We start from the raw sequence: 25925 nt of genomic DNA, 5'->3' as shown, positions 1-25925 counted from the left end.
TCAGACCACCATCCGCTCATCCGTCTCGAACAGCCGCTTCTCGGTCTGGGAGAGGATCAGCTGCACCGCGTGGGACGCGCCCCGGCCGACCTTCCACAGCGCTCGCCCTCGCTCGCCCGCTCCCCAGGAGCCGATCAGCTGGCACTCCGAGTCGGTCAGCCCGATGGCCTCCCGGGTCAGGTTGAGCGGTTTGGTGTCCTGGGCGAGCTGGATGCGGGTCTCACACGAGGCGATCAAGTCCTTGGCCAGGGCGACCGCTTCGGAACCGGCGGCGCCGACCGCCTCGAAGTCGCTGAGCCGGTGGGTCGCCAGAAGTTGGATCGTTCCTGTTGCCCTGGACAGCCGTAGATCGGCGTCGATCTTGCGGACCATCGCGGCCCCGCCCGAGCGCATCTGCCGCCACAGCTCATCACGGACCACGATCCACGGCCGCTCTCCTGGCCGGTCAATCGCGCTCTGCGCCCAGGAGGAGACACAGGTGAGCACCATGGCCACCGTTTCGTCGCCGTACTGTTCCAGGGCGGAGATGTCGACGGACTGGATCGGGGCGTCCCAGTCCAGGCCGATCGAGGTCTCCTGGTCGAACAGGCCGCCGAGGTGACCGGTGATCATCCCGCCGAGCGCCGAGCGCAGCGACGCCATCTGCTCCCGGGCCAGCTGGACGTCATCGCCGCGCACCCGCAGTTCCCGGGCCATGGTCTCGGTGGGGTCCTTGAGCCTGTCGTAGACCAGGGGCAGGGTCGGAATCCGCAGGTGGCTCTGGCCGTACAGCTCGCCGGTGACTTCCCGCAGGGCGATGTCTAGGCACTCCTCTTCCTGCGGTTGCAGGGTGCGCCGCAGCTGGAGTTCCAAAAGCGCCTTGAGGAGGGTGAGACGGCGGCGGTGGATCTCCTTGAGCCGGGAGGCGAGTTCTGCCGCGTTGGTGATCTTGTGCAGGTCGTGGCCGAGCGGCCCGGCGTCCAGGGGGTTCAAGCGGCCAGGAAGGCCAGGCCCCAGTCGGACCGGCTCAACGCCGAGGTGATTGCACAGCGCCTGGTACTCGCCCTTGACGTCGCCCGCGATGAGCGTCCTTGCCCCCAGCGCCATCATGCGGAAGCACAGCGCCTTGATGTGCGCGGACTTCCCCGAGCCCGGGATCCCCGTCACCATGACGTTCGGATTGGTCGTCAAGCCCTCGCGTACCCACGCGGCCGGGTGGGCTGAGAACGCCTGCATGGTCATGACGTCCCATCCGATATACACCCCGATCGGTGGCAGGCTGGCGGCGTGTAGAAACGGGTAGAGCCCGCTGATCTGCATGGAGGAGCCGCGGAACACCTCGGCCTTGGCCAGCGACGCCGCGCGCCCGGCCAGAGGCTGATTCCATCCCTTGCGCGGAGCGACCCGCATCGCGGCGTCAGGGTCTTCCAGCAGCCGCGCCCTGCGCAGGTCACGGCCGCTGAGCGGTGGGGGCTCGTGCTCGGGTTCGACGGGGTCGATGAATTCGGAAAGCCGGGTGGACTTCAGTGCGCTGTCGGATCCCGACCGGCGGTTGCGCCCCATCAGATGCCCACCCTTCGGTCGGGCAGGCCCTGCCCCAGCGGCATCGTCGCGGTGGCGAACGCGTCGTCCTGGGCTCCCCATATCCGGCGGAGTTCCAGTCCGGCCTGCGAGGCATCGGCCTGCATCTCGGCGCAGGCGGTCTCCAGCTCGTCAAGGTGGGTGACGGTGACGGCGAGCAGCACGGTGGTGCGCAGAACGCCGTGGCCTGCGGCACGGGCCGCATCCTGGCCCTGGGCCACCATCTCCTCGCGGCGCTCGTCCTCCGACTCGGCCCGGCCGGTTTTGGCCCGGAGCTGCCGGGCGGCATCTCGCTTGGTCTTTTCGCGAGCCAGCTCTGAACGGGCCTTGGACGGGCCGATCGGCTCGCTGATCAGGCTGATGGAGCGGCGGGCGTTCTGCCGGGGCCGCAGCAGCGGGTGCAGGAAAGTGGCGTAGACCTCGCTCTTGGGCAGGCCGCGCACCTGATAGCTGACGGTCCACGCACCGTCGTGCCGGTACAGGCCCCAGCCCGTTTCCGCGGCCGCGGGTCCCGCCAGTTCCGGATTGACGCCGGGCTCGGTGCCGCGCCATTCCGGATCGTGCGATGCGGCCTTGAGCGCGGCCAGGGCGGGCTGCGCATCGGGATCGTAGGCCGTTCTGATCGTCTCTGCGACGCCGCGCGGGGTCAGCCACTCGGTGACCTGGAGGCCGGCACTGCTCATCGCAGGCTGCATCGCGTGGATCTCGCGCACCAGCACGGCGGCTGCCCCGACCTGCCCGCCGCCTGCTCCCTTGACCGCCAGCCGTGCGCGGGAGGAGGACAGGGTGATCGACAGGTAGGTCTCGCGGGTTGTGGCCACCGGGCCCGCAGTCTCCATCAGCTCATCCAGAGCCTGTACCGCGGCCGCCGGAGCGTCGGGCGAGGTGTGGCGCTCGGTCCAGGCCCGCAGGGCCGTTCCATCATCGGGGAGGCTACGCTGATGCACCGAGATGCGGCTGATCGCACCGTCCTCTTTGCACTGGCTGCGCAGGAACGCCTCCCACGCCTGGACACGGGAGTCCTGGCGGTCGGTGTCGACGAGGGCTAGGCCGGGGAAGGTCACGCGGCAGATGGCGGTGTAGGTGCTTTCCATCGGGTTGTGCATCACCCCGATCGTGTTGCCCATGCCGTCAGGCGCTTCGAGGAGATGCAGACGAGCCAGCGTGCCGGGCAGGTCCATCGGCTGGTCCCCGGACCGGGTGCGTGGGGCGAATACGCCGGAGACGAAGAGGTTTTTGCGTGTGGCCACGGAGACTTGGTGCCTTACTGCGAGGACGATCCATTCGCTTGCGGTGAGCCCCAGCACCCGGGCATAGGCCAGGATCAGGAGCAGGGCCGAGATCGGCAGGCAGATGAACGCTGCCGTCCAGGACCGGATGTAGATGGGGACGACGGCGACCAGGGATGCGGCGGCCACCAGGACGAATCCCAGGCCGCTGAGCGATCCCATGAAGCCCGACCGTTCGGACTGCCATCCGCTGTAGGTAGTCGGCGCCACCTCGTGTGACGTGGTCATGGGCTAGAGCCCCCCTTGGGGTTTTGCGGAGGCGCAGACTGCTGGTTCGGGGGCGGGCTGGGAGGGGAGGCCGCTCCGGAAGACCGCGCTTGTGGTTTCTCGCGCTCTCCGCCGCCAGGGCTGGGAACCACGACGTGACGGCCCCCCTGAGCGCCGTGTCCGAGTCCAGCCTGCGCACCCATGGTTCCGGCCGCGCTCTCCAAGGTGTCCTTGCCGACGGCGGCCAGCTGGAGGCCCATCCCCACGCCGGACTTGAGCTTGGAGCCGAACGAACCGCCGCCTGTGCCGGTCATCGCCTTGGACAGCAGCCCACGGCTGGACCCGCCGCCGCGGTCGTTGTCGGCTTCCGCCGCCTTGGTGTAAGCGGCACCGCCCCTGGCCATGCCGGGGCCTCCCAGAGCGGCCTGGTTGCCGCCGAACATGGACGACACGCTGGAACCGACGGAGCTGACCAGCCCGGATCCGGCTCCGCTTCCGCCACCGCTGCCGGTGAAGGTGATGAACTGCGCCACCGCGGGCCAGGACGTTCCGGCGAGAATGAAGATGATCAGCCCGACGAGTACGTTGCGCACGCCACTGCCGGCAGACATGGCGCCGAAGCCGATGGCGAAGACCATGACGATCGCGGGTTTCACGAGGATCAGCGTGATCAACGTGTTGCGGGCTTTGGGCCACCATTCCTTGGTCGCATCAGACACCTGACCCGCGAGGGCGATTGGCATGGTGGTTACCACGATCATGATGGCGGCCTGGCGGACGAGCATCTCCACCCACAGGGCGCCGACGGCCAGGATGCACAAGAGGCTGATCACGATGATGAAGCCGACGGAACCAACAGCGATGCCGGTTCCGGCGATCAGTGAGGTTGACCCGGCCCCGCCGACCAGACCGGCGAACATCTCGGTCAGCCGCTTCTGCATGATCTTCGAGGCGTCTGTATCGCCGTCCCCGCCGCCCGCGAAGGTTTGGTTGATCAAAGCGGTGCTGAAGGTGTCGGACCAGTTCAGCGCGACCTGCGTAGCGAAGAGATAGACACCCAGGATCACGCCCCACTTCGCCAGGCCCGTGATGGCCGTGACGAGAGGCCCGCCCCGCTGGCTGACAGCCAGTTTCGCGAACTGCGTCAGGAGCAGGAAGGCGGCGACCATCGCAGAGATCGCCGTCGTGATCCCCAGGATCAGACCGATGCCGGTCTTGTTCAGCGAGATGGTCGAGACATCATCGAAGGCGTACGCGAACTGGTGAAGGAGCCAGACCACCGAGCGGCCCATCTGAACGGCCGCCTCCTCCAGTGCATCGGCTGCCGCGTCCGATATCTCGTCCTTGGCCCATTCGATCAAACCCACGCGCTTGATCTTCAAGTGGGCCATACGGCCCTTTACCGCACAGTCGGCAGCTGTCCGCTTCTCCTTCTTGACGCACTTTTCGGCATCCTTGTAGATCTCATCAGTGATCAGATCAGGATGGTCCAGCCGCATCTTCTCAAGGGACTTCAGTTCCGCAGCGGGGTCAATCGACTTGCCCTTGCAGACCTGGCCTTTGATTTCGCAGTCCTTTGGCGGACGGCAGTTTCTGCGCTTCGTCGGGTTCGGGTCGGTCCTGTCGCAGTACGCACCCGACTTCTTGTCGATCCCCCAGTCCTTGGACTTCAGCGAGGCCGGGACCGGGTCAGGGGGCTTGGCGGCCGCAAGAGCTGTCGGCGAGATCGCGGTCAGCAGCACCATGAGGATGCCCAGGAGAGTGCCGATCCGGGTTCCTGCCCTAGTCACTCGCGACCTCCCGCCATCCGTCCTGGAAGGCGGACTTGCTGTTAGGGCCGTACGCACTGGGGCCTGACTTCAATTTGGTGTATTTGGGCTCGTCTGTCAGCTTCCAATCGCCGTCGTCCCACTTGACGATGAAGCAGTCGAGTTCGTTCTTCAGCGGGTTGTCGTCCCCGCCCTTGTCAGTGACCGTGGCGTATCGGTCGTAGACCATCCACACTTCGATGACGTCGCCGCTCTCGTCCAGGCTCCTGCTTCGTGATGCCTTGACCGTGGTGCTGAACGTGACGTCTGAGGGTGCTCCGCCTGACGGGGGGAGGCCGACGGCTTCGCGGGTCGCGCGGATATCGGAAATGCGCCGTTCGATGGTCTTCGGGGAGTCGCTGGACGTGATGGCGGTCAGCTGTTTGCGCGCGATCCGGTCGTCGATGATGTCCAGATCCTGCATATAGGTGACGGCGGCCGAGGTGGCGCCCAGACTTGAATGCTCAAAGCCTGTGCCGATGCCGTGCTCGTTCGTGCTGGCTTTCAATACGGGGGAACGTGGAGCGGTGGCTGGTGTGTCCTGATCACCGCTCCCGGAAGAACCCGGCTTGGGGCCGGTGGGCCTCTTGGCCGGTGTCGGTTCGGCGGATGGGCCCGCGTTCGATCCCGGATCATCGCTCAGGCTGCTCACGGCAAGGACCCCGCCACCGACGACCACGGCACCGGCCAGCACGCCGATACCGATCAGCCTCCACCGAGCGGTGCGTGCTTTGCTATTGAAGTCCATCGGGCAGGCTCCTTACTGCGTCATGTTGTAGAAGGCGAGCACTAGGCCGCTGGTCACTCCGATGCCACTGCCGGAAATGACGCTCCAGAGGATCCCCTGCTTGCCGCGGGCCGCCAGCTCACCCCTTTGGGTGTTCTGGCCGATCGCCACGCAGGCCCAGCCCACCAGCCCGCCCAGGACCGCCATGGTCAAGCCAATACCGGCCGTCCAGCCCAGGATCTGGCCCGTCGGCGTTTGCAGTGGCCCGGGAACGGAGGGGTCGTACTCCGGAACGATGGAGCCCTTGTCATCCTTCGCGGCGACGACGACTTCGCTCACGCTGTTCATGGCGTGCAGCAGCTGACTCATGTGCGGGTACCTCTCATTGGGGCACGTCGGATTGACCAGGGGGCGTGAAAAAGGGGGCGGCGTCCCGGCGGGCCGGCACGGGTGCGGCAGGCAGAGGATCGCCCCATGTGGTGTGGACGGAAGCCAGGACCGCCCGGGCGAGCTCGGCGCCAGCCTCCTGAGTGCGCGGCCGCAAGCGGCCCGGTTCCGCCATCCCATGAATGCGGATGTGCGGATCGAACGGGACCGTCACGACCGCGGAAACGCGATCTTGCAGCATCGTTACTGCGGCCCGGACCGGCGGGGGCGGTCGGCCGTCGCTGGTCCCCGCTAGGGCAACGACCATGCGTTGCAACGGCAGACCTTCAGCTGACGCGGCTTTCATGGCCATCTGGAGCGCTTGGATTCCTGGCCCGGTGGCTGCTGCACAGAGCACCGGAACGGAGAAGGGCAGAGCGCACCAGCCCGCGGTGAGGCCCGCGCGGCTCCCGCATCGCGCGGCGACGATGTCGTGGGCTACCGGGTGCGAGGTGTCACACACGACCGCCTGCCAACCCCCCGCGGCGGCCAGCTGGTACCAGGCCGCAGGATCCTGGGGGAGGACCAGGGGCGGGTGGTTCCAGTCCTGATGGTCGGTGAGCAGCTGCCAGCTCCGTCCTGCGGAACCCCGGCTCTCAGATGCTGCTGCGGAAACCTGGCTGCGGGTGATGACGTGATCGGGAGGAAGGGAAGCCAGCCCGGCCCCTGGTGTGTCAGTCCAGGACGGCCAGGGAGAAAACAGGCGAGGCACGGTGTCCAGAACGGCGGTTGTCCCGGCCGGGGCCAGAGCGGACGCCAGCAGAGCGGAAATGGTTGACCGGCCGTTGCCCCCGCTGTTTCCCATCACCGGAACGGTGAGGCGCGCGCCTGCGGACAGCATCGTAGGTTCAGATTTCTTGGCCACCATTCCCCCGAAATGCAACTCCATTTACCTCAAGCAGACCCCCGATGCGCTTGCTCGCCGAGTCTAATCTCGGGGCCCTGCGTGTCCCTGATGCCGGGGGATGCCAGGGGAGGTCAATTCACCCCAATTTTCTGCCGTGCAGCGCGATGCACACCCCGAGGTTGCATAAGCACAACGGAGCAGGGGTTAGTTGATCAGCTGCGCAGGATCGCCCGGTTTGACCGGTGAGTGCAATATGCATCTCACCATGAGGGGCGACGCTCGCGGATGTGGCAATGTGGCCCCTGCGTAGACCGGGGGGCAGGCTGTGGCGAGGCTGGCGTATAGGCGACGCGCCTTGCCTGACGGGGGATGAGGTATCGAATGAATAACAGGCTGAGGGGTCCTGGGTGAATTTCAAACTGGGGCTGAAGTTCGGGACTGCCGTCACGGCGTTCACCCTGGCTGTCGGGCTGGCGCTGATCATGTACGTCGTACAGTCCGACGACGACGGCAGCGGAGGCGACTTCCAGCTCGGCGCGAGTGCGCTGAAGGTCGGCAAAGACGGCGTGCCGCCCCAATACGCAAAGCTCATCACCACGGCAGCCGGGAACTGCACGGAGAAACTTCCGCCGTCCGTGCTCGCTGCGCAACTGAAGCGAGAATCGGACTTCAACCCGGATGCGAAAAGCCCGGGCGTCGGGGCTATCGGTATAGCCCAGTTCATGCCTGATACCTGGAAGACGGCTGGGGTCGACGGCCCGCCGCGTGACGGCAGGAAAGACCCGCGCGATCCCAACGACGCCATCCCTGCCCAGGGAAAGAAGATGTGTGAGCTGCTGAAGACAGCAAAGAAGCACCCGCAGTACAACGGTAGTCCCATCGAACTGGCGCTGGCCGGGTACAACGCCGGATGGGGAAGCGTGGACAAGTTCCACGGCGTACCGCCGAAATCCTGGGCCAACGGGGAAACGTACGACTACGTCAAGATCATCATGGCTAACATCGATTCGCTGACTGGCTCAGGCTCTGAGGACTCCGGGCCCTCTTCCTCGGCGGGCTGGCAACTCCCGGTGAAGGCCCCGCTGGGCACGCCTTACCACCAGTCCGGGTCCATGTGGTCCAGCGGCTACCACACCGGAATCGACTTCGCCGTGCCGGTCGGCACGACCATCAAGGCCGCCGGCCCCGGAAGCGTCGTGAAGGCCGGTGAGGGGGGCGCCTACGGAAACGAAGTGATCATCCGGCACAGCGACGGAAAGTTCAGCCAGTACGCCCACATGTCCTCGGTGAAGGTATCCGCTGGTCAGGCCGTGAAGGGCGGCCAGGCCATCGGGCTGTCGGGCGCCACGGGCAACGTGACTGGGCCGCACCTGCACATGGAGATCCGGACCTCGCCAGAATTCGGCTCGGACATCAGCCCCATCCCCTACCTACGCAAGCACGGCATCAACATCTGAACGGACCGCACGAGTGAGCAGCACCGAACAAGACGCGACCGCGACGCCGGACGACCCGACCTACGGACCGTGGGGGACCGCCACACCAGAGTTCTGGGACACCCGAGGCGAGACGACGCCCGAATCGGATACCCGGGAGTCCGGGAGGAGCCACGTCCCGTCACCCGCGCCCCAAGCTCAGGGGCATGGGCCGCCGCCTCCCCCCGCGGAGTACCGCCAACGCGTCGAGGCCATCACCGCTTCCTTGAGCGGGTCCCAGGGCGCCGAGTGCCTGACGCAGGCCAGCACCGAAAGCGAGCTGCTCGACCGCGAGATCAGCGCCAGATTCGGTGAAGAGCACTCGCACACCATCAACATCCGGGAACTGCGCGGACACGTGATGTACCTGATGGGCGAGTCGGCCGTCGCGACCCGCTGGTACCTCCACACCACCGGCCTCCAGGCGGCGGTCTGGGGGGCTCGGCACACGAACACCCAGGGCTCCGCCCGCCGGGCCGTGCACACCTGGATGAGCATCACGGACGCCCGGCACGCCCTCGCGCTCGGCGAGAGCCTCCTGGCCATGCTCGCTGCGGTTGTCGACGAGGACAGCGATGTCGCGCGTCAGGTCCGAGCGCGCCTGCGCGAGGTGCAACCCTGAATGGCCCCGGTGTCCTATCTCTGACCCACGGTGCAAGGTAGCCGCTACAGCTCGAAGGTCAGCTGCCCGGAGGCTTCGAGGGCGGTACGGCGGGCTTCGGCCCCGGCGCAGGAGGGCCTGGTCGATCAGCCCCTCCTGCGGCTGCTGCGCCCGCGGTGGAACCCGCTGCTCGCGGCCTGGGCTGCGCGGCCGGCGCTGCGGCGTCGTAGCTGCTCCGGCATGGCGGCCACGTCCTCGAACGCCGCGCGGAGCTCGGCGATGTCGGGGTGCGGGTGCCCGGCCTGCTGTTCGTAGTCGGCCAGCACTTGCTCCACCGCTTGGTGAAGGCGCGCGACCTGGGGGTCGGCGAGGGGATCGGCGGACACCTCGGCATATCCGGCGAGGGCCGGGGGTCCGGCCACCGTGCGCCGGCGGTGGCCAGTGGGGGAGGCCGTCCACCGACCGGTGTCCGGGTCCTGGACTGCCTCGGTGAGCGGGTAGACCCGGCGCTCCTTCTCGCGGTCGTACCAGTCCTCGCCGGTCTCGATCCAGTGCAGTCCGTCCGGCCCCCGCCAGAGCCTCGTGGGGTGCAGCGTCGTCATGGCGTCCTCCTCATCGTCGTTGCCGGACGGCCCGCGCCGTCCCGTCCTGTTATTCGCTCGGCTGACGAAAGCCGGTCTTTCTGACCACAGATGCGCAAATTCGTGACTGGTGTGATGGGTGTGACTGGGACCGTCGCATCGCCGCGACGGCGCGGACCGTGCGGATGCGGAGGCTGATCGCCTTCCAGTCGGCGGGGTACCGGTCGCGGTTTTCGGGTCGGATCGGCATGGGTCACCGCCCCGCGGCGTCGAGCTGGTGGGGGACGGCGCCGGAGCGTAGTTCGCGTAGGTCGGGGATGTGGTTGTAAAGGGTGCCTGGGGAGATGTTCAGGAGCTTGGCGATCGAGGTGATGGAGCGGCCGGGGTCGGGCAGGAGGTCGCGGGCGGCCTTGATGACTTCCTCGGTGGCGACGGTGGGGCGTCCGCCGACGCGGCCTCGGGCGCGGGCTGCGGCGAGGCCCTCCTTGGTGCCCTGGACGATGAGTTCGCGGATGAACTCCGCCAGGGCGGCGAAGACGTGGAAGACGAGCCTTCCGCCCGGGGTGGTGGTGTCGAGGCTCTCGTGGAGCGAGGTGAAGCCGATGCCGCGCTCGCGCAGTGCGGCGACCATGTTGATGAGGTCCTGGAGGCTGCGGCCGTAACGGTCGAGCGATGGGACCACGAGGGTGTCGCCGGCGTCGAGGAACGCGTGGCACGCCTTCAGCTCCGGGCGCAGGTCGGTCTTGCCGGACTTCTTGTCCGCGAAGATCTTGCGGCACCCGGCTGCGGTCAGAGCGTCGATCTGCCGTTCGAGCTTCTGTCCGCCGGTCGACACCCGTGCGTACCCGATCTTGATCTCGGTCCGCACCAGCGGCTCGGCGACGAGGAGTTCGGGGGAGCCAGACGGCTCCGGGAGGTCACTCATGACGCCAGATCATGTCAGAAAACGGTGGTTTGGAGTTCTTGAACGGCCCAGGTTTTTGAAGGGTTTTTTGAAGGCCGTGCGGGGGTGCGGAGACCCCCGCACGGTGATCTTCAGAAAACGAGCTCGATACGGCCCGGGGGCTCGACGCGGTCGCTGCGGCACTGCACGAGCAGGGCCTCGCGCAGCCGGTCCTCCACCAGCTCCACCGGGCAGACCTCATCGGCGAGCCAGCCGGTCAGCCGCTCCTCATCCGCCCGGGTCGCCGGACGGAACCCGAGAGCCTCGCGGATCTGCGTACGGTGCCCCTTCGCCGAGCGGGACGACAGGTCGTACTTCGCCAAGTCCCCCGCCGGCACCTTCACCACGTCGGCCACGTAGTCGACCACGGCCTGCGGGAACTCCTCCACGAACTGGGGGAACCGGCCCTCCAGCTCGAAGAACTTCAGCATCAGCACGAACCCGAGCCGCGTCGGCCCGGACTTGTTCGCAACCAGCTCCCAGTCAGGGCCTACCGGCGTCCAGCACGCCACCACGTCCTCGGGTGACCACTCCTGCCGCATGAACGTCCCCGCCCCTCCGCCGACAACTCGTTCGGCCTAACGAAGGGGCCGGGCGCGAAGCAACGGGGAGAGGCCGAGGGACGACGGCTACTTTGCACCGTGGGTCAGGGATAGGACGCCGGGGCCGACCAGGCGAGCGCCCGAACCCCGATGGACGCGAGCCTCTGGTTCAGCCGCCGCGGGCACGAGATGGCCGGCCGCCTCTCAGCGGATGCGAACGACGACGCCCTGAAGCGCTTCGCGGAACGGGAAGCCGCCACCGCGACGACCGAAGGGCTCAAACTGCTGGGCACAGTCGAAGCACTCAGGGAACACCGAACTGAGCTGCGGCAGCGCCTGTACGACGAACTCAACGACCTCGGAGACGTTCGCGTCAACGCCATGAACGCGTCCAAGAACGCGCAGGCGGCCGTACGTGCGCGCCTCCTTCAGGTCCACAGCTGGGACGAGCCGGGGATGAGCGACAACCAGGCCGAACTGGCCCGGCGGGCCAAGATGAGCAGGCAGGCAGTGGACAAGTTCCTGGAACCCGATGACGAGGGCGAGGCGGGGACCAGCGCCCCATCCACCGCCCGGTGACCGGCGTCACGCTCTCGGTGCACAGCGAGGGCAGACCCTCCCCCTGGGCCTGGGCCACCATCGAACCGTCCTCCACGCAGAACCGAAGCGGCCGGACCTACCTCCACAGCAGACCGGCCGCCCGGGACTCCCATCCCGAACCAAACGAAACAAGGAGCCATACCCATCATGCAGGAACACCGGGCAAGCAAGACGGCCCTCGCTTACATGACACTACGTTCAGCCGGTGCCGGAGCAGACACCTGGGGGCAGACCCACAGCCAGGCCACGACCAAGGGGTGGCACGACGGCGACCTGGACTCGGAAGGACGAGTGCGCACCTCCGCCGAGGGGCGTAAGGCATGTGCGGCCCACGTCGCGTCGTACGTCGGCCTCCAGGCTGTGACACTGCTCGCCGGGGCCGCAGCCACCGGCACCCGATACCGGCCCAGCCGGGTCTTGGCCGGACTCGCCGTGTCGGGGGCGACGCACTACTTCGCGGATCGCCGAGCCCCATTGAAGAACCTGGCTGGCCGCCTCGGGAAGAAGGCATTCTGGGACATGGGCGACGAGGTACTCGGCGGTAACTTTCAGCTTGACCAGGCGTGGCACCACGTCTGGGAACTTGTCGCTGCTCTGATCATCGCCAGTGGCGAGAAGGGACGGTAAAGGCATGGATGACCAGCTATTCGACCTGATGACCGAGACGGTGGCCGTGCGCAAGCTGGCGGATCAGCTTTGGATAAGTGACCTCGCCGGTACCACTCGACCGGAGCGGGAGCGTGAGTACCGCCTGCGCCTGGCTGCGGTCAATCAGCGACACCTGGCCTACGTGCCCGAGGACACCGCAGCGACCGCAGAGGCCCAGCAGGCGGCGGTGATGCTCCTTGCACACGACGCTCAACACGGCACCCACCGCGGTGAAATCCCGGCCACCGACCCTCGATGGATGAGTCTTGACGGCGCCGCCGCGTACGTTCGCCAGGAGACCGACGCAGCCGATCACGGCTAGAGCACAGCGAACCCAGATAGGGCCGACCGCAGAATCCAGCTTCTCCGATGAAGTCCCGGGGGTTCGGCGTGCGTAGAGGCGCCGAACCCCCGGACCTCTCAGTGGCTGGGCGGCGTGGAGGTCGCGACGGGTTTGGTGCGGTACACCGCTCCCGTGGTGAGGTACACCGTCACGTCGTCGGCCAGGGTTGCGCTGTGCCAAGGTAGGGCAGCCGCTCGCGCGGCTCCGGCAGCTGGAAGCTGGCGCCGATCACCTCCCGCGCAGAGTTGCCGCGGGGGCGTTGATGCGCTGCTCGTGATCGTCGGACACCTGTCTCAGCAGAGCGAGGTAGGCCGCTTCGAGGCCCGGATATCTGGTGGCTGTGAGCACGGGTCTCCCTCCAGGTTGAAGGACTAGGACTCAGGGTTACGAGCATTCACCGGTGGTGGGGAGCAGGGCGCGGATGCGTTCGGCGTCATGGGGGCTTCCCGGCTCGGCAAAGGTGAGGGCGAGGGCGAACTTCTCCCGGGCCCGACCGTGCTGGCCCTGGTCGGCGGCGGTGTGCCCCCACATCTCCAGTGCGCGGGCGTACCAGACGGACGATTCCACGGCGCGGAACTCGCCGCATGCCTGGTCGAGAAGTGCCTCGGCGTGGTCGTACTCCCCCGCCGCCGCGAAGACCCGGCCGAGGTACGCCAGCGCCCGCGCGCTGTCGAGCATGTCGCCCTCGGCCCGCAGGCCCCGGCGGGCCCGCTCCAGCTCGCGCAGAGCGGTCTTCGTATCGCCACCATCGAGGGCCACTTGCCCCAGCACGAGCTGGGAGAGGGCCACCCCGCGGGCATAGCCGATCGTCGTACGGATGGCGATGGCGTCGGTCAGGGCCTCGACGGCCGCCGCGCCGTCGCCCAGCGCACGGTGGCACACCCCCAGCTCGTGCAGGGCCTGCGCCTCGCTGCGTGGATCCTCATCCGCCCGGGCCAGCACGAGCGCATCGTGCGACCACTTCAGCGCCTCGGGGTACCGGTCCAAGCCGCGCAGGGCGATGACGCCGGTGGTGAGCATCTCCCGCTCGGCGGCGCGGTGCCCGCAGCGGCGGGCGGCGTCCCGGCCCCGCCGGTGCAGGTCCAGCATGAGTTCCAGCGGCCGTACGGAGCGCCACAGCGGCCAGCCAGCGTGCGGGAGCTGCCAGACCAGCGTGTCCCATTCGTGGGCCTCGGCGGCCGTCACGGCGGGCTCGAAGTCGCCCAGGTGGGCGGCCAGCCACCCGCGAGCCCCCTCCTCTTCCCCAAACGGCGCCGGGTTCTGCGGCCGGTGGACCACGTCACGGTCGAGCTGGCGGTGCGAGGGGGTGAGCAGGCGCTCGGCCCGGCTGGTGGTCTCCAGCAGCCAGTCCAGCCACCGCCGCAATGCCTCCTCGTTCTCCTCCTCGTTCTCCTCCTGCTGCGCGGCGGCCCGTACGTCGCGGCGCACGGTGTCGGGGAGACGGTAGACAGCGCGGCCGTGGTGGTCGCCGCGTTCCTCCAGCAGCCGCAGCTCGGCGAGTGCCGTCAGCTCGAAGGCCGCTGCTTGCCACCTCAAGCCGAGCGCGGCGGCGGCGCCGTCGATGTCGATGTCGTTCACCGGGAGGCAGGTGAGCAGCCGGATGGTGCGCGCCGTGCTCTCGGGCAGGGCGGCGTAGGAGTCCTCGATGACGGAGATCCCTTCGTGTTGGGCCGTGGCCGTCGCCACGGGCAGATGGGGGTGCCCGGCCAGCCGGGCGGCGGCCACGCACAGTTCCAGCGGACGGTGTCCGCACCGGATGGCCAGGGCCCGGACGGCGTCGGGCTCGGCACGGACGCGGTCGGCGCCCAGGAGCCGGGCCAGCAGATCCGCGGACGCGTCCGGGGTGAAGCACTGGAGCGGGTGCAGGCGCGCGCCGTCGCCGACAAGATCGGTCACCGGGCGGCGGGCGGTGACCGCGATCAGGTGGCCTTCGCCGCCGGGGAGCAGCGTGCGGATCTGCTCGGCGTCCCGGGCGTTGTCCAGCAGCACCGCCAGACGTCGGGCAGCGGTCAGCGTGCGCCACCAGCTGGTCAGCTCGGCCGCGGTCGCATCCGCCGCGGGAGGGTGCCCGAGCGCACGCAGAAACTGCCGCAGCAGCATCGGAGCGGCATACGCGCTGTCGGTCGCGGTCAGGTCGGCGTACAGCTGGCCGTCGGGGGTGTCCGCGCTGCGTGCGGCCAGCCAGCGGGTCGCCAGCGCCGATTTGCCGACGCCGCCGCGTCCGGAGATCACCACCAGGACGGAGGTATGGGGTAGGCGGTCCTCGATGGCGGCGGTCAGCTGTTTCAGATCGCTCTCGCGGTCCACCCACGCGCCCGTGACTGGCGGCAGCTGACGCGGCACCGCTGGCGCTGCCGGGGCCGCAGGGTGGAGGTGTACGGCCTGGACAGTGCCGGCCTGTACGACGTTGCCGAACCGTCCGCCCGCGATCTGGTTGGTGGTCACCCCGTCAGCCCCCGGTCGCGGCTGCTGACGCGCCCCAGCCCACGAGCGAGCGGCCCGGCGGCCCGTCGGATCGTGGGCTCACCGGAGCCCGGACAGGCGACGACGCGCGCAACCGGCTCAGGATGCCTTTGCCGCTGCCGCTCGAAGTGATCAGACATGGGCCCTTTCCCGGGCGATCGTGGTGGTGCTGATGGGTGGATAGGCCCCGGCGCGCAGGAACGGGGGTGCAGCGGGGGCGAAGCGGCTCCGGGCCTGCGCGCTGGGGGTCCTCCTGTTCCCGCGCATCGCGGTGTACGGGGACAGAGGTGCTGGGGCGGCCGCTACGCCGTGGGGCAGACGTCCAGAGCGATCCGGCAGTGCACCTTCTCGATAACCCGGTCACCACAGATCTGGTCATCGGGAGTGTGCGCCGGATAGATATCGATGGCCGGGCCCGGGCCGCCGCGCCACAGCAGCGCCCACTCCTGTACCTCCCTGGCGGCCTTCTCGGCGAGGTCCGCGGCGCCGGGGCCAAGGGCGTGGAAGCCGATCTCGGCCTCGCCGTCGCCCCGGCTGCGGCGGGTGAGGTAGCCGAAGGACTCGCCCTCGACGGCGGCGAGGGAGGAGCCCACACCAGGCGTGACGGTGCCGGAGTCGAAAGGGGCGTCGAGCGACATGGCGCAGACCCCGGGCAGGGTGATGGACAGATGCAGGTGCAGGCCGTCCAGTCCCTCACGGTCGCTCACCGTCACTCCGGTCAGTACCTCGACACCACCATCCGTCTGGGACAGGTCATCGAGCTTCACGTCGCCGGGCGGTCGCTCGTCGAAGTGCAGCTCGATCTCCGGGATGCCGCCGACGCGAACCCGCCCCCCGCCGGGCGTGCCCGCGCCCCGCATGGGCCCCAGCCCCCGTACGACGCGCACGGACTCGCTGCGCAGGTGCCCCTCTGCGCGGGTGAATGCGATGGAGCGGGTCAGGCCGCTCAGTCGCAGCGGCACCACGAGGCGGCCGCCGGGCCTGAGCTGATCGACCCACGCCCAAGGGATGTCCCAGGTTTCGACGGTGACGACGATGACGTCGACCGGGCCGAGGAAGGGGACGGGTCCGCCGTACGCGTCCTCGTGGAGCACCCGCACCTTGGGGTAGCCGGTCCCGACCAGCAGGCAGCCGGTCACATCGGCCACCTCCTGATCGATGTCGCAAGTCGTCACCTGCCCGTCCACACCGGCGAGTTCGGCGAGATACGCGGCGCCCAGCCCGCCCGCCCCGATCTCCAGCACCCTCGTGCCGGGATCGACCTGCGCCTGCTCCAGCATCACCGCATGGACACGCGGCGAGGACACCGAGCTGAGCTGCACCCCGGCCCCATCGACCTGGAAAACACTCGTCGCGTCGGCGTCGTAGGCCAACTCCAGAGAGACCCCGGGCAGGAAACCGTGCCGTGGCACCTTGCGCATCACCGTCTCGACCGCAGGCGAGACGATCGTGCCGTCCGCGCACAGCTCGTCAACCAGGCGGGCGCGCAGCTTCTCGGCGTGGTCCGAATCGGCGATCCGGCCCCGCCGCAGCCGGTCCATCAGGCGGAGCAGCCCCGGCGTCGCGGAGGCTGGTGGAGTGCTGCTCATGCGGCGGCCTGCCCGGGGCGCTGCGGTGCGATGATCCGCCCGTACTCCGGCAGGCACACGATGTCGGCGTTGAGGTCGTGCAGGATCTCCGCCTGCGCCTTGAGGCGTTTCTCCGAGGCGCCATCTACGCCGCCGAGGAACAGGTTCCAGGTCACGGCCAGCAGGGTCATGCGGCGGCCCCCCTGCGGCAGGTAGCCGATCCGCATGGAAGATTGGTGCAGTTAACACACCAGCCCTGCTGCAGGTGGTACGCCACGGTCGCGGCGGCATCCCGGTCGGAGGAATCCGCTGACGGGCAGGGTGGTTGGCGGTCACACATCCGGGGCTCCTGGGCGGGGTCTTCGTATCGTGGGCATTAGGCCGACGCGGGGCGCTCCTCTACGGGGGATTTCGAGGAGGCCCCGCGCCGGGGCGCTTGGGCCGTCCGATCGGTCCGGGCACGGGCACCGGTCCGCCGGACGGCGGTCTACGTGGCGGGCACGCGCTGCGGCGTGTGGAGCCCGCCGTCTCGCGGGTCAGACACCCGCGGGCTCGGTGACTGGGAGGGCCTTCCGCGCGTTCTCTAGGGCCTGGCAGAATTGCTCGGCGTTCGTGTCGCCCGCCGCCTCTCCTAGGCGGTAAGCGCTGCACTTGTCCCAGTAGTCCTGGCCGATCTGGGTCCGCATGAACGCGGCCGCGACGAAGGGCAGCCGCGGCCCGGGGAGGAGACCCAACCGGTACCGCAGGCCCAGGGCGGAGACCTGCTGATTGGCGCTGAGGATCCGCACCATCTCCTCTTTGTCTGTCCCCTCCAGACCCCACTCCACCGCGAGGTCCGGGCGCTCGATCAGCTGGGTCAGCCAGTCCTGGTGGAGCTGGGTTCGGCCTGCTGCCGCTGGTGCGCCTGCCTCTGTGCGATGTGGGCGACTCCTACGGCGGCGAGAACGAGGACAGCGTGGGCGGTCTTCATCTGTTGATGCCTTTCATCGTGGTGTGTCTGTCGGCGCGTACGCGCCTGTTCCTGGCCGACCTCTTCGACTGCGCGGAGCAGTTCCGTGATGAGGCGGGCCAGATGCTGGGCCCGGGCCGCCCGTGGCGGGCTGGCTGGGGGCGAGGGGGCGCAGCCGCCGCGGCGCTTCGCCGAGCGTGGTCATCGCGCCCCGTCCGGCGTGCGAGTCCGCGGGGAATGCTCGGCTGGGACCCGTCAGGTTCCAGCCGAGCGCCGTTTCGACGTTCGCGAGGATCTCGGTCTTGTCGGGGCTGGCGGCCGCGATCGACGTCGAGCCGGGTTCCGGCGGTGGCGGGGCCGGTTGCCCGTTCCGGGTGGTCGGTGAGGTGGCGGGGTTGTTCATGTCGACGCTCTGCGGCTGGGCGCCGACGATGCCAGCTCGCCCCGTCGGCGACGGCGGCGCGCGGTGTGCTGTGCGGACCACTCGGGGCGGGAGGGGTCCAGTACGTACTGGGCGAGGCGCTTGAGCTGGATGTCGGTGGGCCCGGCGGGGGCGTTGATGAGGTCGATGTCGCGTCGCAGTTGCTCGCAGGGGTTGCCGATGCGTCCGGCGTGGCCGCCGTGGAGTTGCTTGGCGTCCTCCGCGGAGTCGACGCCTGCGCGGGTGTTGGTGAGCTTGCTGTTGATCAGCCATGCGTCGCACGGTTGGCCCTGCTCAAGCAGGTGCGATGCGTGGTAGGCGACCAGTTCGGCGTTCATCAGCCGATGCTTCATCTCGGCTAGCCGGTGCCGGACCGGTTCCAGGTCCGAGAGGTGTCCTTGGTAGCGCTCCCGAGTGGATATCCACCGGGTGGTCGTGTCCAGGATGTGCTGGTGGATGCCCAGTGCGACGGCGGCGAGGTTGAGCTGTCCCCAGACGACCGAGGAGAGGAGCGCGATGTCCAGGCCGTCGCCGAGTTCACCGATGATGTGGGTCCTGGGGACGTGGACCCGGTTCAGACGGAGGCCGTCGACGGAGAACCCGTACAAGCCGTTGACGGGCCGGTGGATGACCTCCAGGCCGGGTGTGCCCTTCTCGACGAGGAAGGCCGTCAGCCCCTTGCGGTCGCCGGGCTCGCCCGTGCGGGCGACCACACAGTGGACATCGCCGATCGCCGCGTTGCCGACGAAGTCCTTCTCACCTTCGAGGACGTAGCCCTTGCCTTTGGGGCTGGCGGTGGTAGTCATCCCCTGCAGGTGGCTGCCTGTCTCGGGTTCGGTCACCGCGATGGTCGGCCAGATCCGGCAGGTCGCGATCTCGGGCAGCCACGTCTTCCGCATTTCGTCGCTGCCGAACTCGTCGATCGGGGCAGAGCCGAGGATGGATGCCTGGAGCTGGGCAGCGGCGGCGGCGCTGGCCCGGGCTATCGCGCTGAGCAGCACGGTCTTGGCGACGTGCCCTTTGCCCATGCCGCCCCACTCCGTATCGATGAGCACACCGAGCCACCCCGTTTCGCTGAAAATGCGCCGCATCTCGCGGTCGGTGTGGGGACCGCGGGCCTCCATCTGCGGTACGAGCGGTGCGATGCCGGCGGCGGCGAAATCCTCGGCCTGCTGCTGGAGGCGCTGGTGGTCGTCGGTCAGGTAGGGGTGGGAGGAAGCGGGCATGTTCGTTCCCTTCCTGGGGGTGGAGGCGGAGCAGGAGGGATGAGCGGGTGCGGATAACCGCCCGGTGCTCTACGGCGTGGTGCGGACCGGCCGCGCGAGGATGTCGTCCATGACCTCGGCCGCGTAGTCCTCGACGAACCCCATGATCAGGTCGGCGTCTTCCAGTGGGTGTTTGACCGTGTCGATCACGCATACGGTGCCCAAGACGATGCCGGTTTTCGGGTAGATGAGCGGCTCGCCGAAGTAGGAGTTGATGCCGATGGCATCAGCTACGTGGTTGCCGGAGTAGCGATGGTTCGCGTGGACGTTGTGCAGCGGGAGTCCGAGCTTGCGGCGCACGACGTGGGGACACCAGCCGTGCCGGATGTCCATGTCCCGGCCCACGATGGGCAGACCGCTGTCGGGCGGCGGATTGTGCAGACCGGCGAAGTGCTGCTTATTCAGCGCGAAGTTCACCATGGCGTAGGGGAACGCCGTCACGCGGGCCAGCCGGGTGGCGATGGCGTCGAAGCGGGCGTCGGCGGCAGTGGTCACACCGTGGCGGCCGAGCAGGTACTCCCGGTCCCGCAGCTGGGTGAGGTCCTGGCCCGGGCTGGCCATGAGGATGTCGGGGTCATCGGTGGTGGTCACGAGTGCATGTCCAATGCGGCAGGGGCGGCGATCGGGTTGATCAGGGCGTGCTCGACGAGGATCTTGAGCACGCGGGCGGCTGAGCGGTCATAGCGGGCATCGCAGGAGACGACGGGGACCTCGGGGTCGATTTTCAGCGCGTCACGGATCTCGTCTTCGCCGTAGCGCTCGGCCCCGTCGAACTCGTTGACGGCGATGACGAACGGGAGGTGGCGTCTCTCGAAGTGGTCGACAGCGGCGAAGCTGCTGTGCAGGCGGCTGGTGTCGATCAGCACCACGGCGCCGATCGCCCCTGACGTCAGGTCATCCCAGAAATGCTGAAAACGGGACTGGCCCGGCGTGCCGAAGAGGAGCAGTTCCAGGGGTGGGACGATGTCGAAGGTGATGCGGCCGAAATCCAGGGACACGGTGGTGCTGTGCTTGGCCTCCACACCCCGCACGCTGTCCGTGGCGGCGCTGGCTTCGGTCAGGTGCTCCTCGGTGCTCAGCGGGGTGATCTCGCTGACCGCACCGACGAAGGTGGTCTTGCCGACGCCGAATCCTCCTGCGATCACGATCTTCTGAACGTGCTGGCTCACACCACCGGCAGCATCAGCCGTCCTAGTCATCGGGGAAGAGCCTTTCCAGTCCGTCGCGCACGGCTTGTAGGACCTGGGGGTCGGTGCTGAAGAAGTCGGTGGCGGGGATCAGCAGCACGTGCGCGTCCAGGAGATCGGAGACCAGGACCTTCACGACCGGGAGCGGCTGTTGCAGTTCCCCGGCCAGCTCGGCGACCGAGCGCCGCTGGATGCGGCAGAGCGCGACGATGCGTTTCGGCTCGGGCGGAAGATGGCCGGTCGGGTGTTCGGCCCCGGGTTCGAGCACCGTCTCCATCCTCAAGGGGTGGCGGGGTTGGGTGCGGCCGCCCGCCACCGCATACGGCCGCACGCTCACGCGGTCGACCACGCACCACGGTCCCCCGTCGGCGGGAGACATCACGGAGTGCCGGCCGCGGTGGCGCCGTATGGCTCCTGGCGGACCGGCGTCTGCATGTAGTGGGCGAAGCCCTTGATCAGCTGGTCCATCTCGTAGCCGATGACGGAGGCGTCCGCGTCGGGAGCGGCTACGACGCCGAGCACGGTGTCGACCGTGCCTTCGTGGTAGGGCTCAGTGGAGACCGCGGAGCGCTGGGCCTGGCCAGCGACCATGATGAAGAAGAGGGAGTCCGGGCGATCGATCACGATCGCCGAGGAGTGACACGTCTCGCCGTTGGGCCCGGGGAGACCGCGGGCCAGCGAGGCGAGTGAGGAGATGGCCGCGCTCATCTGGTCCGCCCAGTCCTTGCTCATGAAGGTGCTGCGGAGCAGGAGAATCCCGTCCTTCGTGGAAAGAAGGGCGTGCGTGATGCCGGGCACTTGCTCGACGCAGCGGTCCAGCAACCACCCCATCTGCTCGTAAGGCGTCTCCAGCTCGTGCGGCGGGTTGTCCGGGGCCGTGTTGGGCAAGGACGTATGGGTCATGAATGGGCTCCTGAGATCGGGCGGCCCCCGGTCGGGGGCACAGGTCACTGGTCCGGCGCATGCCGCGTGCTGGGCGTGCCTTCCTGCCGGGAGAGCTGTGCGCCCCGGCGGAAGGCACCAGCGAGACCGGGGTTGTCCGTCACGGTCGGCGTGCCCTCGGCTGAAGCCCTCCCTGCGGTTTCGGAGGGGGAAGGCTCCGTGCGTTTGCGCACGGGAAGCTTCTGCCGCTGTCGGCCCGGGGCCTGCGTGCCGGGGGCCGGTGTCTGACGGTTGCGCTTGGGGAGCCCGTTGGCCGTAGACCCCACCGGCGCGGGAGCGGGTGCCGGGGAACTGACCGGCTGGCGCGAGACGGCTGATTCGGCCAGTTCCAGCACCGGGTCGGGCTCGGCCTCCACGAGCAGGGTCTCCGGGATGACGATGTGCGCGGTCGTCCCGCCAGCGGGGTTCGGAGAAAGGGAGACGTGGATGCGGTGGCGCTGGGCCGCCAGCCCCACGACCAGCAGGCCGATCCGTCCGTCTTCCAGCTGCGCACTGACGTCCACGTGCTCGGGGGCGGCTATGAGACGGTTCATCTTGTCCCGCAGGTGCGGGGGCATGGGCCGGGCCCGGTCCTCGACCGTGATAGCCAGGCCGGCAGCGACGCGTTCGGCGCGCAGCTGCACCTGTGTGCTCGGGTCGGAGAACTCGGTGGCGTTCTCCACCAGCTCCGCCAGCAGGTGGGTTGCATCGGGAGCGACATGGCCAGGCAGGGCGAGAACGGCATTCCGGGGGTTGGGCACGACCCGGGCGCGTTCGTACTGGCGGATTGCCTGGACCGCCCCGCGCAGGATGTTCGTGATCGTCACCGGACGACGTACGGTGCTGGCGGACTCGCCACCGAGAATGGCCAGGCTCTCCACCAGACGCTTCAGCCGCACGGCGTGGTTGTCGATCTCGAAGACCTCATTCAGCAGCGAGGCCGTCTTGATCTGGTTCTGCAAGTCCTCCAGCGCGTTGAGCAGATGCGACACCAGCACGTATTCACGGCGGGCGATGTGGCGGAACATGGCGTGGCGGAGTGCCAGCTGCGACCGCTCATGAGCGCGGATCACCTGCAGCACCACATGCCTCTGCAGCTGCGCGAGCGCGTGGTCGACAGCGGCGAAGGGGTCATCGTCCCGCGAAGCGACGGCACGCTCTGGCACCGGCGGCTTGCCGCCCTGCCGGAGTTCCTGCGCCGTCCAGTCCACGCAGACCTCCACAGCCTGCACCGAGGTCATCAACTGGTCCGCGGCAAGGGCCTGCCGCCGCCATACCTCCCCCGCCACCACCCGGGCCCTCCACCAGCCCACGGCCACGGCCGCCAGGACACCGCCCCCGGCCCAGGCCAGAAGTAGCCCGGCTCGGACAGGCACCGCCAGCGAGGCGATGAAGCCCGCGCCGAGGTCCACTGCGACGACCAGCAGGGGCATCATCACCGCGGTCCGCAACCGCTCGTGCACGAACTGCTCGGCTGATCGGCGGCGACGACGGCCGCGCCGGTGCGCGGCCGGGCGAGCGGGGGACCTGCGGTCAGGCATGAGGTTCCTCGGGAGACTCGACACGAAACGGGAAGGGGGGCCACCGGGGACGGTTCCGCAACCGGCGGGGGAGTCGGCTGACGGGGTCGGTCGTCCCCGGTGGCCCGGTCTAGCGGTGCGCTGTGCCTCCAGATCCGCTATCGGTCGGCGTGGCACGACGGCCAGATCCGCCTAACGGCATCGCCATCGTTGTGACCATCAAGCGCTCCCGGGACCAGTGGACCAGCACACAGTGCGCAGTGGGATCACCGCGCTGGGTCATCCAGTGCAGCGAATCGTGACCAGCGTGAACAGGTCTTCTGACCGGCCTTCTACCGGCCTTCTACCGGCCTTCTTGCGGCCCTTTTTTCGCCCGCCGCAATGCCCGCAGGTCCACGGGAGTGCACTGCCTCAGCTCGCGGATCAGCTTTTCGGCCACCACCAGGCCCGCGTCTTCGCTGTCGTAGCGCACGATGCCCCGGCGGGGATGGGGGCCTCGTCCGGGTGGCCGGTAGACCTGCCCGTACACGCCGATGATCTCCGCTTGGCGGGCGCGGACCAGCTGGTGCCCCTCGGCCAGGCGAGGGCAGAAGCGCGGGGAGGTCCGGGCGTGCCGCAGGCAGACCGGCGGCTCGTCGGTCTGAAGACCCTCCGGCCAGTCGGGCCAATCCGGGTCGCCCGCTCCGTCATCGGCCAGGAGCCACAGCACGCCGCTCTTGTCCCGGTCGGCCTTGGCCGGGCAGACCTGGCACAGGAGGTCCTCCATCGCTGTCCGTTGGCGGTCGGGATGCATGACGGCGTACTGCGGCTCTCCGGTCCGCTCGCCGGTTCTGCGACCCCACAGCACACCCTCGACATCGCGGTCCCCCGGCCGCTCGTCGGCGTATCCGATGCCGTGACGGGAGAAGACCAGCCGGGATAAGGGTTCGCGCTCTCCCTCCCATTCGATGATCTTTGGAATGGGACCGGGCAGCCGCGTCATGGATTCCTCCTGTACGCAGGCGGGATGATGGCCAGGAAGCCGAAGGAGCCGTTGAGCCGCCACAGGAGACCCTCGTACTCCGCGGCGTCTGCCGGGAGCGCCGCCCGGTCGATGACGAGGATGCTGCGGACGAACCCGGCCGCCACATGCCTGCACGCCGCCTCAAGATCCGGCCGGTCGCGGATGCTCTCGGTGGGCTGATCGCTGAAGCGTCGCCTGCTCGTTAGCCAGCCCATGCGTGGGGGGTACGGCGCGAGTTCCTCGTGGATTGCCTGGGCCGCGGCGGCGCTGTCGGCCACGGCGTAGGTCGCAACACGGATCGGGCTCTGCCCGGCTCTGTCGGTGATCGCCTCGTCGTAGAAGCGTTTACGGAGGGCCTTGAGACGGACCTCAGGGTCCTGGGTGACCTGCGGCTTCTCCTGGAACGACCAGTCGGGGCCGAACTCACAGGCTGCCCAACGGGTGCTGGTCGGTCGGGGGCTCGTCAGAGGCATCGTGGCTCTCTCGTTGATGGAGCCCGCCGCCGGGGCGGGGATCACGGCGGCGGACAGCTGGGGATCCGCGCCATCAGCGCGGGGCCGTACGGCCGACGGCACGGGGATCAGGTGACGGAGCAGCCCATGAGCCGCACGCTGCTCACGCCGCCAACGGTGCAGGGCGGAGCTGGTGGCATACGGCTCGATCCGCCCGCTGCGCCGGAGACGTTCGCGCGGCGGTTGTTGGAGGCATCGCATTCCCGGACTTCGCCGAGCAGGCGAGTCGTCCAGCCCGGAGGCTGCTGAACGCTGTGCCCGGCATCAGCACTCCGATGTGCCCGACCAGCTGGCCCGAGTCCGTTGAAGTCCTCGGGCAGAGGCAGAAGGCACCACGTGATCGTGCCGTCGCCGCTGACGCCCCACTCAGTGGCGAAGTGGTCCACCAAAGACAGCCCGCGGCCGTTCTCGTCGGTCGGACCGGCGTCGCGGAGGACAGGGCGCTGCGTGGAGCTGTCGGCAACCGTGATGTGAAGGTGCGACGCGGTCACGCACAGATGTACGGACACAGGGCCTTCGCCGTGCCGCAAAGCGTTGGTGACCAGCTCGGTGAGCGCGAGCAGAGCAGGGTCGACTACCGATTCCAGGCCCCACAACCGCAGCTTCGCCCGGCCGATACGCCGCAGTCGGCTCGGCCACACCCGGTCAGCGGCGGCCACCTCGCCCGCCGTCTTGCCGGTCCGGCCGTGGCCGATGCGCATATCCAGGCTGGCCAACACCGGGCCGCGGCACGTGATGCCGCCCTGGCTCTCGACAGACCCCTCGGCCTCCCCCGTGGCCACGAGTGCGTACGTCATCGGTCATCAGCACCCGACGTGCACTTCCCCCTCCAAGGGCCCCGGCCGATCCGCATATCGAAGACCCTGTCGCGGGATGCCGGGGGTTGTAGCTCGGTCACGGCCTGGGCCAGACACCGGGCGAGGGGAACGGGACTGGTCAGGTCCGGTGGGAGCCCTTCGGATACATCCGGCGGCTGCAACCACTGGGTGAAGGACGCTGGGCTGGGCACGGGGGCAGGCACCTGGATGGTGTGGCCCAGCCCCAGACACACGGGCCGAGGAATCCGCTCCGGCCAGTGTGTCGCGGCGATCAGCTGAGACCAGAGAGTGTTCGTACCGGGAGGAACGAAGACCACGCCGAGCTGCAGCAGCGGGAACGCGAGAGCGGGTCCGAGCGGCTGCTCGTACCGGGCGAGGATCTGATACGCCACCTCAACGAGGACCCGGCGGCACTGGACGACATCGAAGGTGACTCCGCTGTCCAGCCGCCGCGGGAGCTTGGGGCCTGCACGCCACAGTTCCAGCGCCACGTCCGGCTCAGATGCCGCCTTGGCGAGCCATGCGCTCAGGGCGTCGTTCTCGACTGACGGCATCGCCATCGGTGTGACCACAAGCGCTCCCGGGGTTCATTCGAAAGGCACGCACGGTACGCAGCGAAATCACCGCGCTGCGTAACCCAGTCCAACGAATCACGGACCGCATGGCCAGGTCTTCCGACCGGCCTTCTACCGGCCTTCTAC

General features: G+C 68.7%; 27 protein-coding genes and 1 pseudogene. 5 read left to right on the top strand and 23 right to left on the bottom strand.

Features of this window, described 5'->3' with window-relative positions:
- The 5 genes from ACZ59A_RS41715 to ACZ59A_RS41695 are packed head-to-tail and all read right to left on the bottom strand — an operon-like array spanning position 1 to position 5960.
- Positions 1–1542 (bottom strand): type VI secretion protein, encoded by a 1542-nt coding sequence (locus ACZ59A_RS41715; protein WP_470970265.1) that lies wholly within the window; start codon positions 1540–1542, stop codon positions 1–3.
- Entirely contained in the window at positions 1542–3077 is a 1536-nt protein-coding gene (locus ACZ59A_RS41710) for an SCO6880 family protein (protein WP_470970262.1), read from the bottom strand. The genes ACZ59A_RS41715 and ACZ59A_RS41710 overlap by 1 nt, the downstream gene beginning before the upstream one ends.
- Positions 3074–4801 carry a hypothetical protein gene (locus tag ACZ59A_RS41705; protein WP_470970260.1) on the bottom strand — a complete coding sequence of 576 codons (1728 nt, stop codon included), beginning with the start codon at positions 4799–4801 and terminating at the stop codon, positions 3074–3076. Before ACZ59A_RS41705 ends, ACZ59A_RS41710 begins: the two co-directional genes overlap by 4 nt.
- 37 nt (positions 4802–4838) lie before the next feature.
- Positions 4839–5612, bottom strand: a complete 774-nt coding sequence (locus tag ACZ59A_RS41700; RefSeq protein WP_470970258.1) for a hypothetical protein — start codon at positions 5610–5612, stop codon at positions 4839–4841.
- Positions 5613–5624: 12 nt separating this feature from the next.
- Positions 5625–5960: a hypothetical protein gene (locus ACZ59A_RS41695; protein ID WP_470970255.1), complete on the bottom strand. Its 336-nt coding sequence runs from the start codon at positions 5958–5960 to the stop codon at positions 5625–5627.
- Between the two features lie 1311 nt (positions 5961–7271).
- Between ACZ59A_RS41695 and ACZ59A_RS41690 the strand changes: the two genes are divergently transcribed.
- Both ACZ59A_RS41690 and ACZ59A_RS41685 read left to right on the top strand, forming a co-directional pair.
- On the top strand, positions 7272–8321 hold the full coding sequence (locus ACZ59A_RS41690) for a peptidoglycan DD-metalloendopeptidase family protein (protein WP_470970253.1): 1050 nt from the start codon (positions 7272–7274) through the stop codon (positions 8319–8321).
- Positions 8322–8565: 244 nt separating this feature from the next.
- Positions 8566–8961, top strand: a complete 396-nt coding sequence (locus ACZ59A_RS41685; protein ID WP_470970251.1) for a hypothetical protein — start codon at positions 8566–8568, stop codon at positions 8959–8961.
- A 125-nt stretch (positions 8962–9086) separates the two neighbouring features.
- On the opposite strand, the gene ACZ59A_RS41680 is transcribed toward ACZ59A_RS41685, so the two are convergent.
- From ACZ59A_RS41680 to ACZ59A_RS41670, 3 genes are all read right to left on the bottom strand, one after another.
- Positions 9087–9542: a hypothetical protein gene (locus ACZ59A_RS41680; RefSeq protein WP_401989029.1), complete on the bottom strand. Its 456-nt coding sequence runs from the start codon at positions 9540–9542 to the stop codon at positions 9087–9089.
- 232 nt (positions 9543–9774) lie between these two features.
- A complete protein-coding gene (locus tag ACZ59A_RS41675; protein WP_470970248.1) occupies positions 9775–10446 on the bottom strand; it encodes a recombinase family protein in 672 nt (223 codons plus the stop codon).
- 110 nt (positions 10447–10556) lie between these two features.
- Entirely contained in the window at positions 10557–11006 is a 450-nt protein-coding gene (locus ACZ59A_RS41670) for a DUF4158 domain-containing protein (protein ID WP_470970246.1), read from the bottom strand.
- A gap of 150 nt (positions 11007–11156) precedes the next feature.
- On the opposite strand from ACZ59A_RS41670, the gene ACZ59A_RS41665 reads away from it, so the two are divergent.
- The 3 genes from ACZ59A_RS41665 (at position 11157) to ACZ59A_RS41655 (ending at position 12576) form a co-directional block, all read left to right on the top strand.
- Positions 11157–11585, top strand: coding sequence for a hypothetical protein (locus ACZ59A_RS41665; RefSeq protein WP_470970243.1), 429 nt, complete (start codon positions 11157–11159; stop codon positions 11583–11585).
- Positions 11586–11792: 207 nt separating this feature from the next.
- Positions 11793–12233 carry a hypothetical protein gene (locus ACZ59A_RS41660; protein ID WP_470970241.1) on the top strand — a complete coding sequence of 147 codons (441 nt, stop codon included), beginning with the start codon at positions 11793–11795 and terminating at the stop codon, positions 12231–12233.
- Between the two features lie 4 nt (positions 12234–12237).
- Positions 12238–12576: a hypothetical protein gene (locus tag ACZ59A_RS41655; protein WP_470970238.1), complete on the top strand. Its 339-nt coding sequence runs from the start codon at positions 12238–12240 to the stop codon at positions 12574–12576.
- A 405-nt stretch (positions 12577–12981) separates the two neighbouring features.
- On the opposite strand, the gene ACZ59A_RS41650 is transcribed toward ACZ59A_RS41655, so the two are convergent.
- The 15 genes and pseudogenes from ACZ59A_RS41650 to ACZ59A_RS41580 all read right to left on the bottom strand — a co-directional run bounded on the left by ACZ59A_RS41650 (position 12982) and on the right by ACZ59A_RS41580 (position 25784).
- A complete protein-coding gene (locus ACZ59A_RS41650; protein ID WP_470970236.1) occupies positions 12982–15042 on the bottom strand; it encodes a tetratricopeptide repeat protein in 2061 nt (686 codons plus the stop codon).
- A 320-nt stretch (positions 15043–15362) separates the two neighbouring features.
- A complete protein-coding gene (fxlM, locus tag ACZ59A_RS41645; protein WP_470970234.1) occupies positions 15363–16649 on the bottom strand; it encodes a methyltransferase, FxLD system in 1287 nt (428 codons plus the stop codon).
- The gene (locus ACZ59A_RS41640; protein ID WP_470970330.1) at positions 16646–16855 is read right to left on the bottom strand and encodes a hypothetical protein; all 210 of its coding nucleotides are present in this window, start codon (positions 16853–16855) and stop codon (positions 16646–16648) included. Before ACZ59A_RS41640 ends, fxlM begins: the two co-directional genes overlap by 4 nt.
- A complete protein-coding gene (locus tag ACZ59A_RS41635) occupies positions 16816–16968 on the bottom strand; it encodes a DUF5999 family protein (RefSeq protein WP_470970231.1) in 153 nt (50 codons plus the stop codon). The genes ACZ59A_RS41640 and ACZ59A_RS41635 overlap by 40 nt, the downstream gene beginning before the upstream one ends.
- Before the next feature lie 196 nt (positions 16969–17164).
- Positions 17165–17518 (bottom strand): annotated as a pseudogene (locus ACZ59A_RS41630) (DUF6082 family protein); the annotation flags it as partial.
- A gap of 458 nt (positions 17519–17976) precedes the next feature.
- A complete protein-coding gene (locus tag ACZ59A_RS41625; protein WP_470970229.1) occupies positions 17977–19224 on the bottom strand; it encodes an acyl-CoA dehydrogenase family protein in 1248 nt (415 codons plus the stop codon).
- A 69-nt stretch (positions 19225–19293) separates the two neighbouring features.
- Positions 19294–19854 (bottom strand): GAF domain-containing protein, encoded by a 561-nt coding sequence (locus ACZ59A_RS41620; protein WP_470970227.1) that lies wholly within the window; start codon positions 19852–19854, stop codon positions 19294–19296.
- A complete protein-coding gene (locus tag ACZ59A_RS41615) occupies positions 19851–20462 on the bottom strand; it encodes a GTP-binding protein (RefSeq protein ID WP_470970224.1) in 612 nt (203 codons plus the stop codon). The genes ACZ59A_RS41620 and ACZ59A_RS41615 overlap by 4 nt, the downstream gene beginning before the upstream one ends.
- The gene (locus ACZ59A_RS41610; protein WP_470970222.1) at positions 20455–20799 is read right to left on the bottom strand and encodes a DUF742 domain-containing protein; all 345 of its coding nucleotides are present in this window, start codon (positions 20797–20799) and stop codon (positions 20455–20457) included. The genes ACZ59A_RS41615 and ACZ59A_RS41610 overlap by 8 nt, the downstream gene beginning before the upstream one ends.
- Before the next feature lie 29 nt (positions 20800–20828).
- Positions 20829–21353: a roadblock/LC7 domain-containing protein gene (locus ACZ59A_RS41605; RefSeq protein ID WP_470970219.1), complete on the bottom strand. Its 525-nt coding sequence runs from the start codon at positions 21351–21353 to the stop codon at positions 20829–20831.
- 44 nt (positions 21354–21397) lie between these two features.
- Complete coding sequence (locus tag ACZ59A_RS41600; protein WP_470970217.1) at positions 21398–22834, bottom strand: sensor histidine kinase; 1437 nt, start codon at positions 22832–22834, stop codon at positions 21398–21400.
- 400 nt (positions 22835–23234) lie between these two features.
- On the bottom strand, positions 23235–23873 hold the full coding sequence (locus ACZ59A_RS41595; protein WP_470970215.1) for a hypothetical protein: 639 nt from the start codon (positions 23871–23873) through the stop codon (positions 23235–23237).
- Positions 23870–24367, bottom strand: a complete 498-nt coding sequence (locus tag ACZ59A_RS41590; protein ID WP_470970213.1) for a hypothetical protein — start codon at positions 24365–24367, stop codon at positions 23870–23872. Before ACZ59A_RS41590 ends, ACZ59A_RS41595 begins: the two co-directional genes overlap by 4 nt.
- A gap of 107 nt (positions 24368–24474) precedes the next feature.
- Positions 24475–25203, bottom strand: a complete 729-nt coding sequence (locus ACZ59A_RS41585; RefSeq protein WP_470970210.1) for an ATP-binding protein — start codon at positions 25201–25203, stop codon at positions 24475–24477.
- Entirely contained in the window at positions 25200–25784 is a 585-nt protein-coding gene (locus tag ACZ59A_RS41580; RefSeq protein ID WP_470970208.1) for a hypothetical protein, read from the bottom strand. Before ACZ59A_RS41580 ends, ACZ59A_RS41585 begins: the two co-directional genes overlap by 4 nt.
- Positions 25785–25925 lie beyond the last annotated feature (141 nt).

It is taken from the genome of Streptomyces sp. NPDC040405 (genome assembly GCF_055595765.1).
This window is presented reverse-complemented; position numbering and strand designations above follow the sequence as displayed.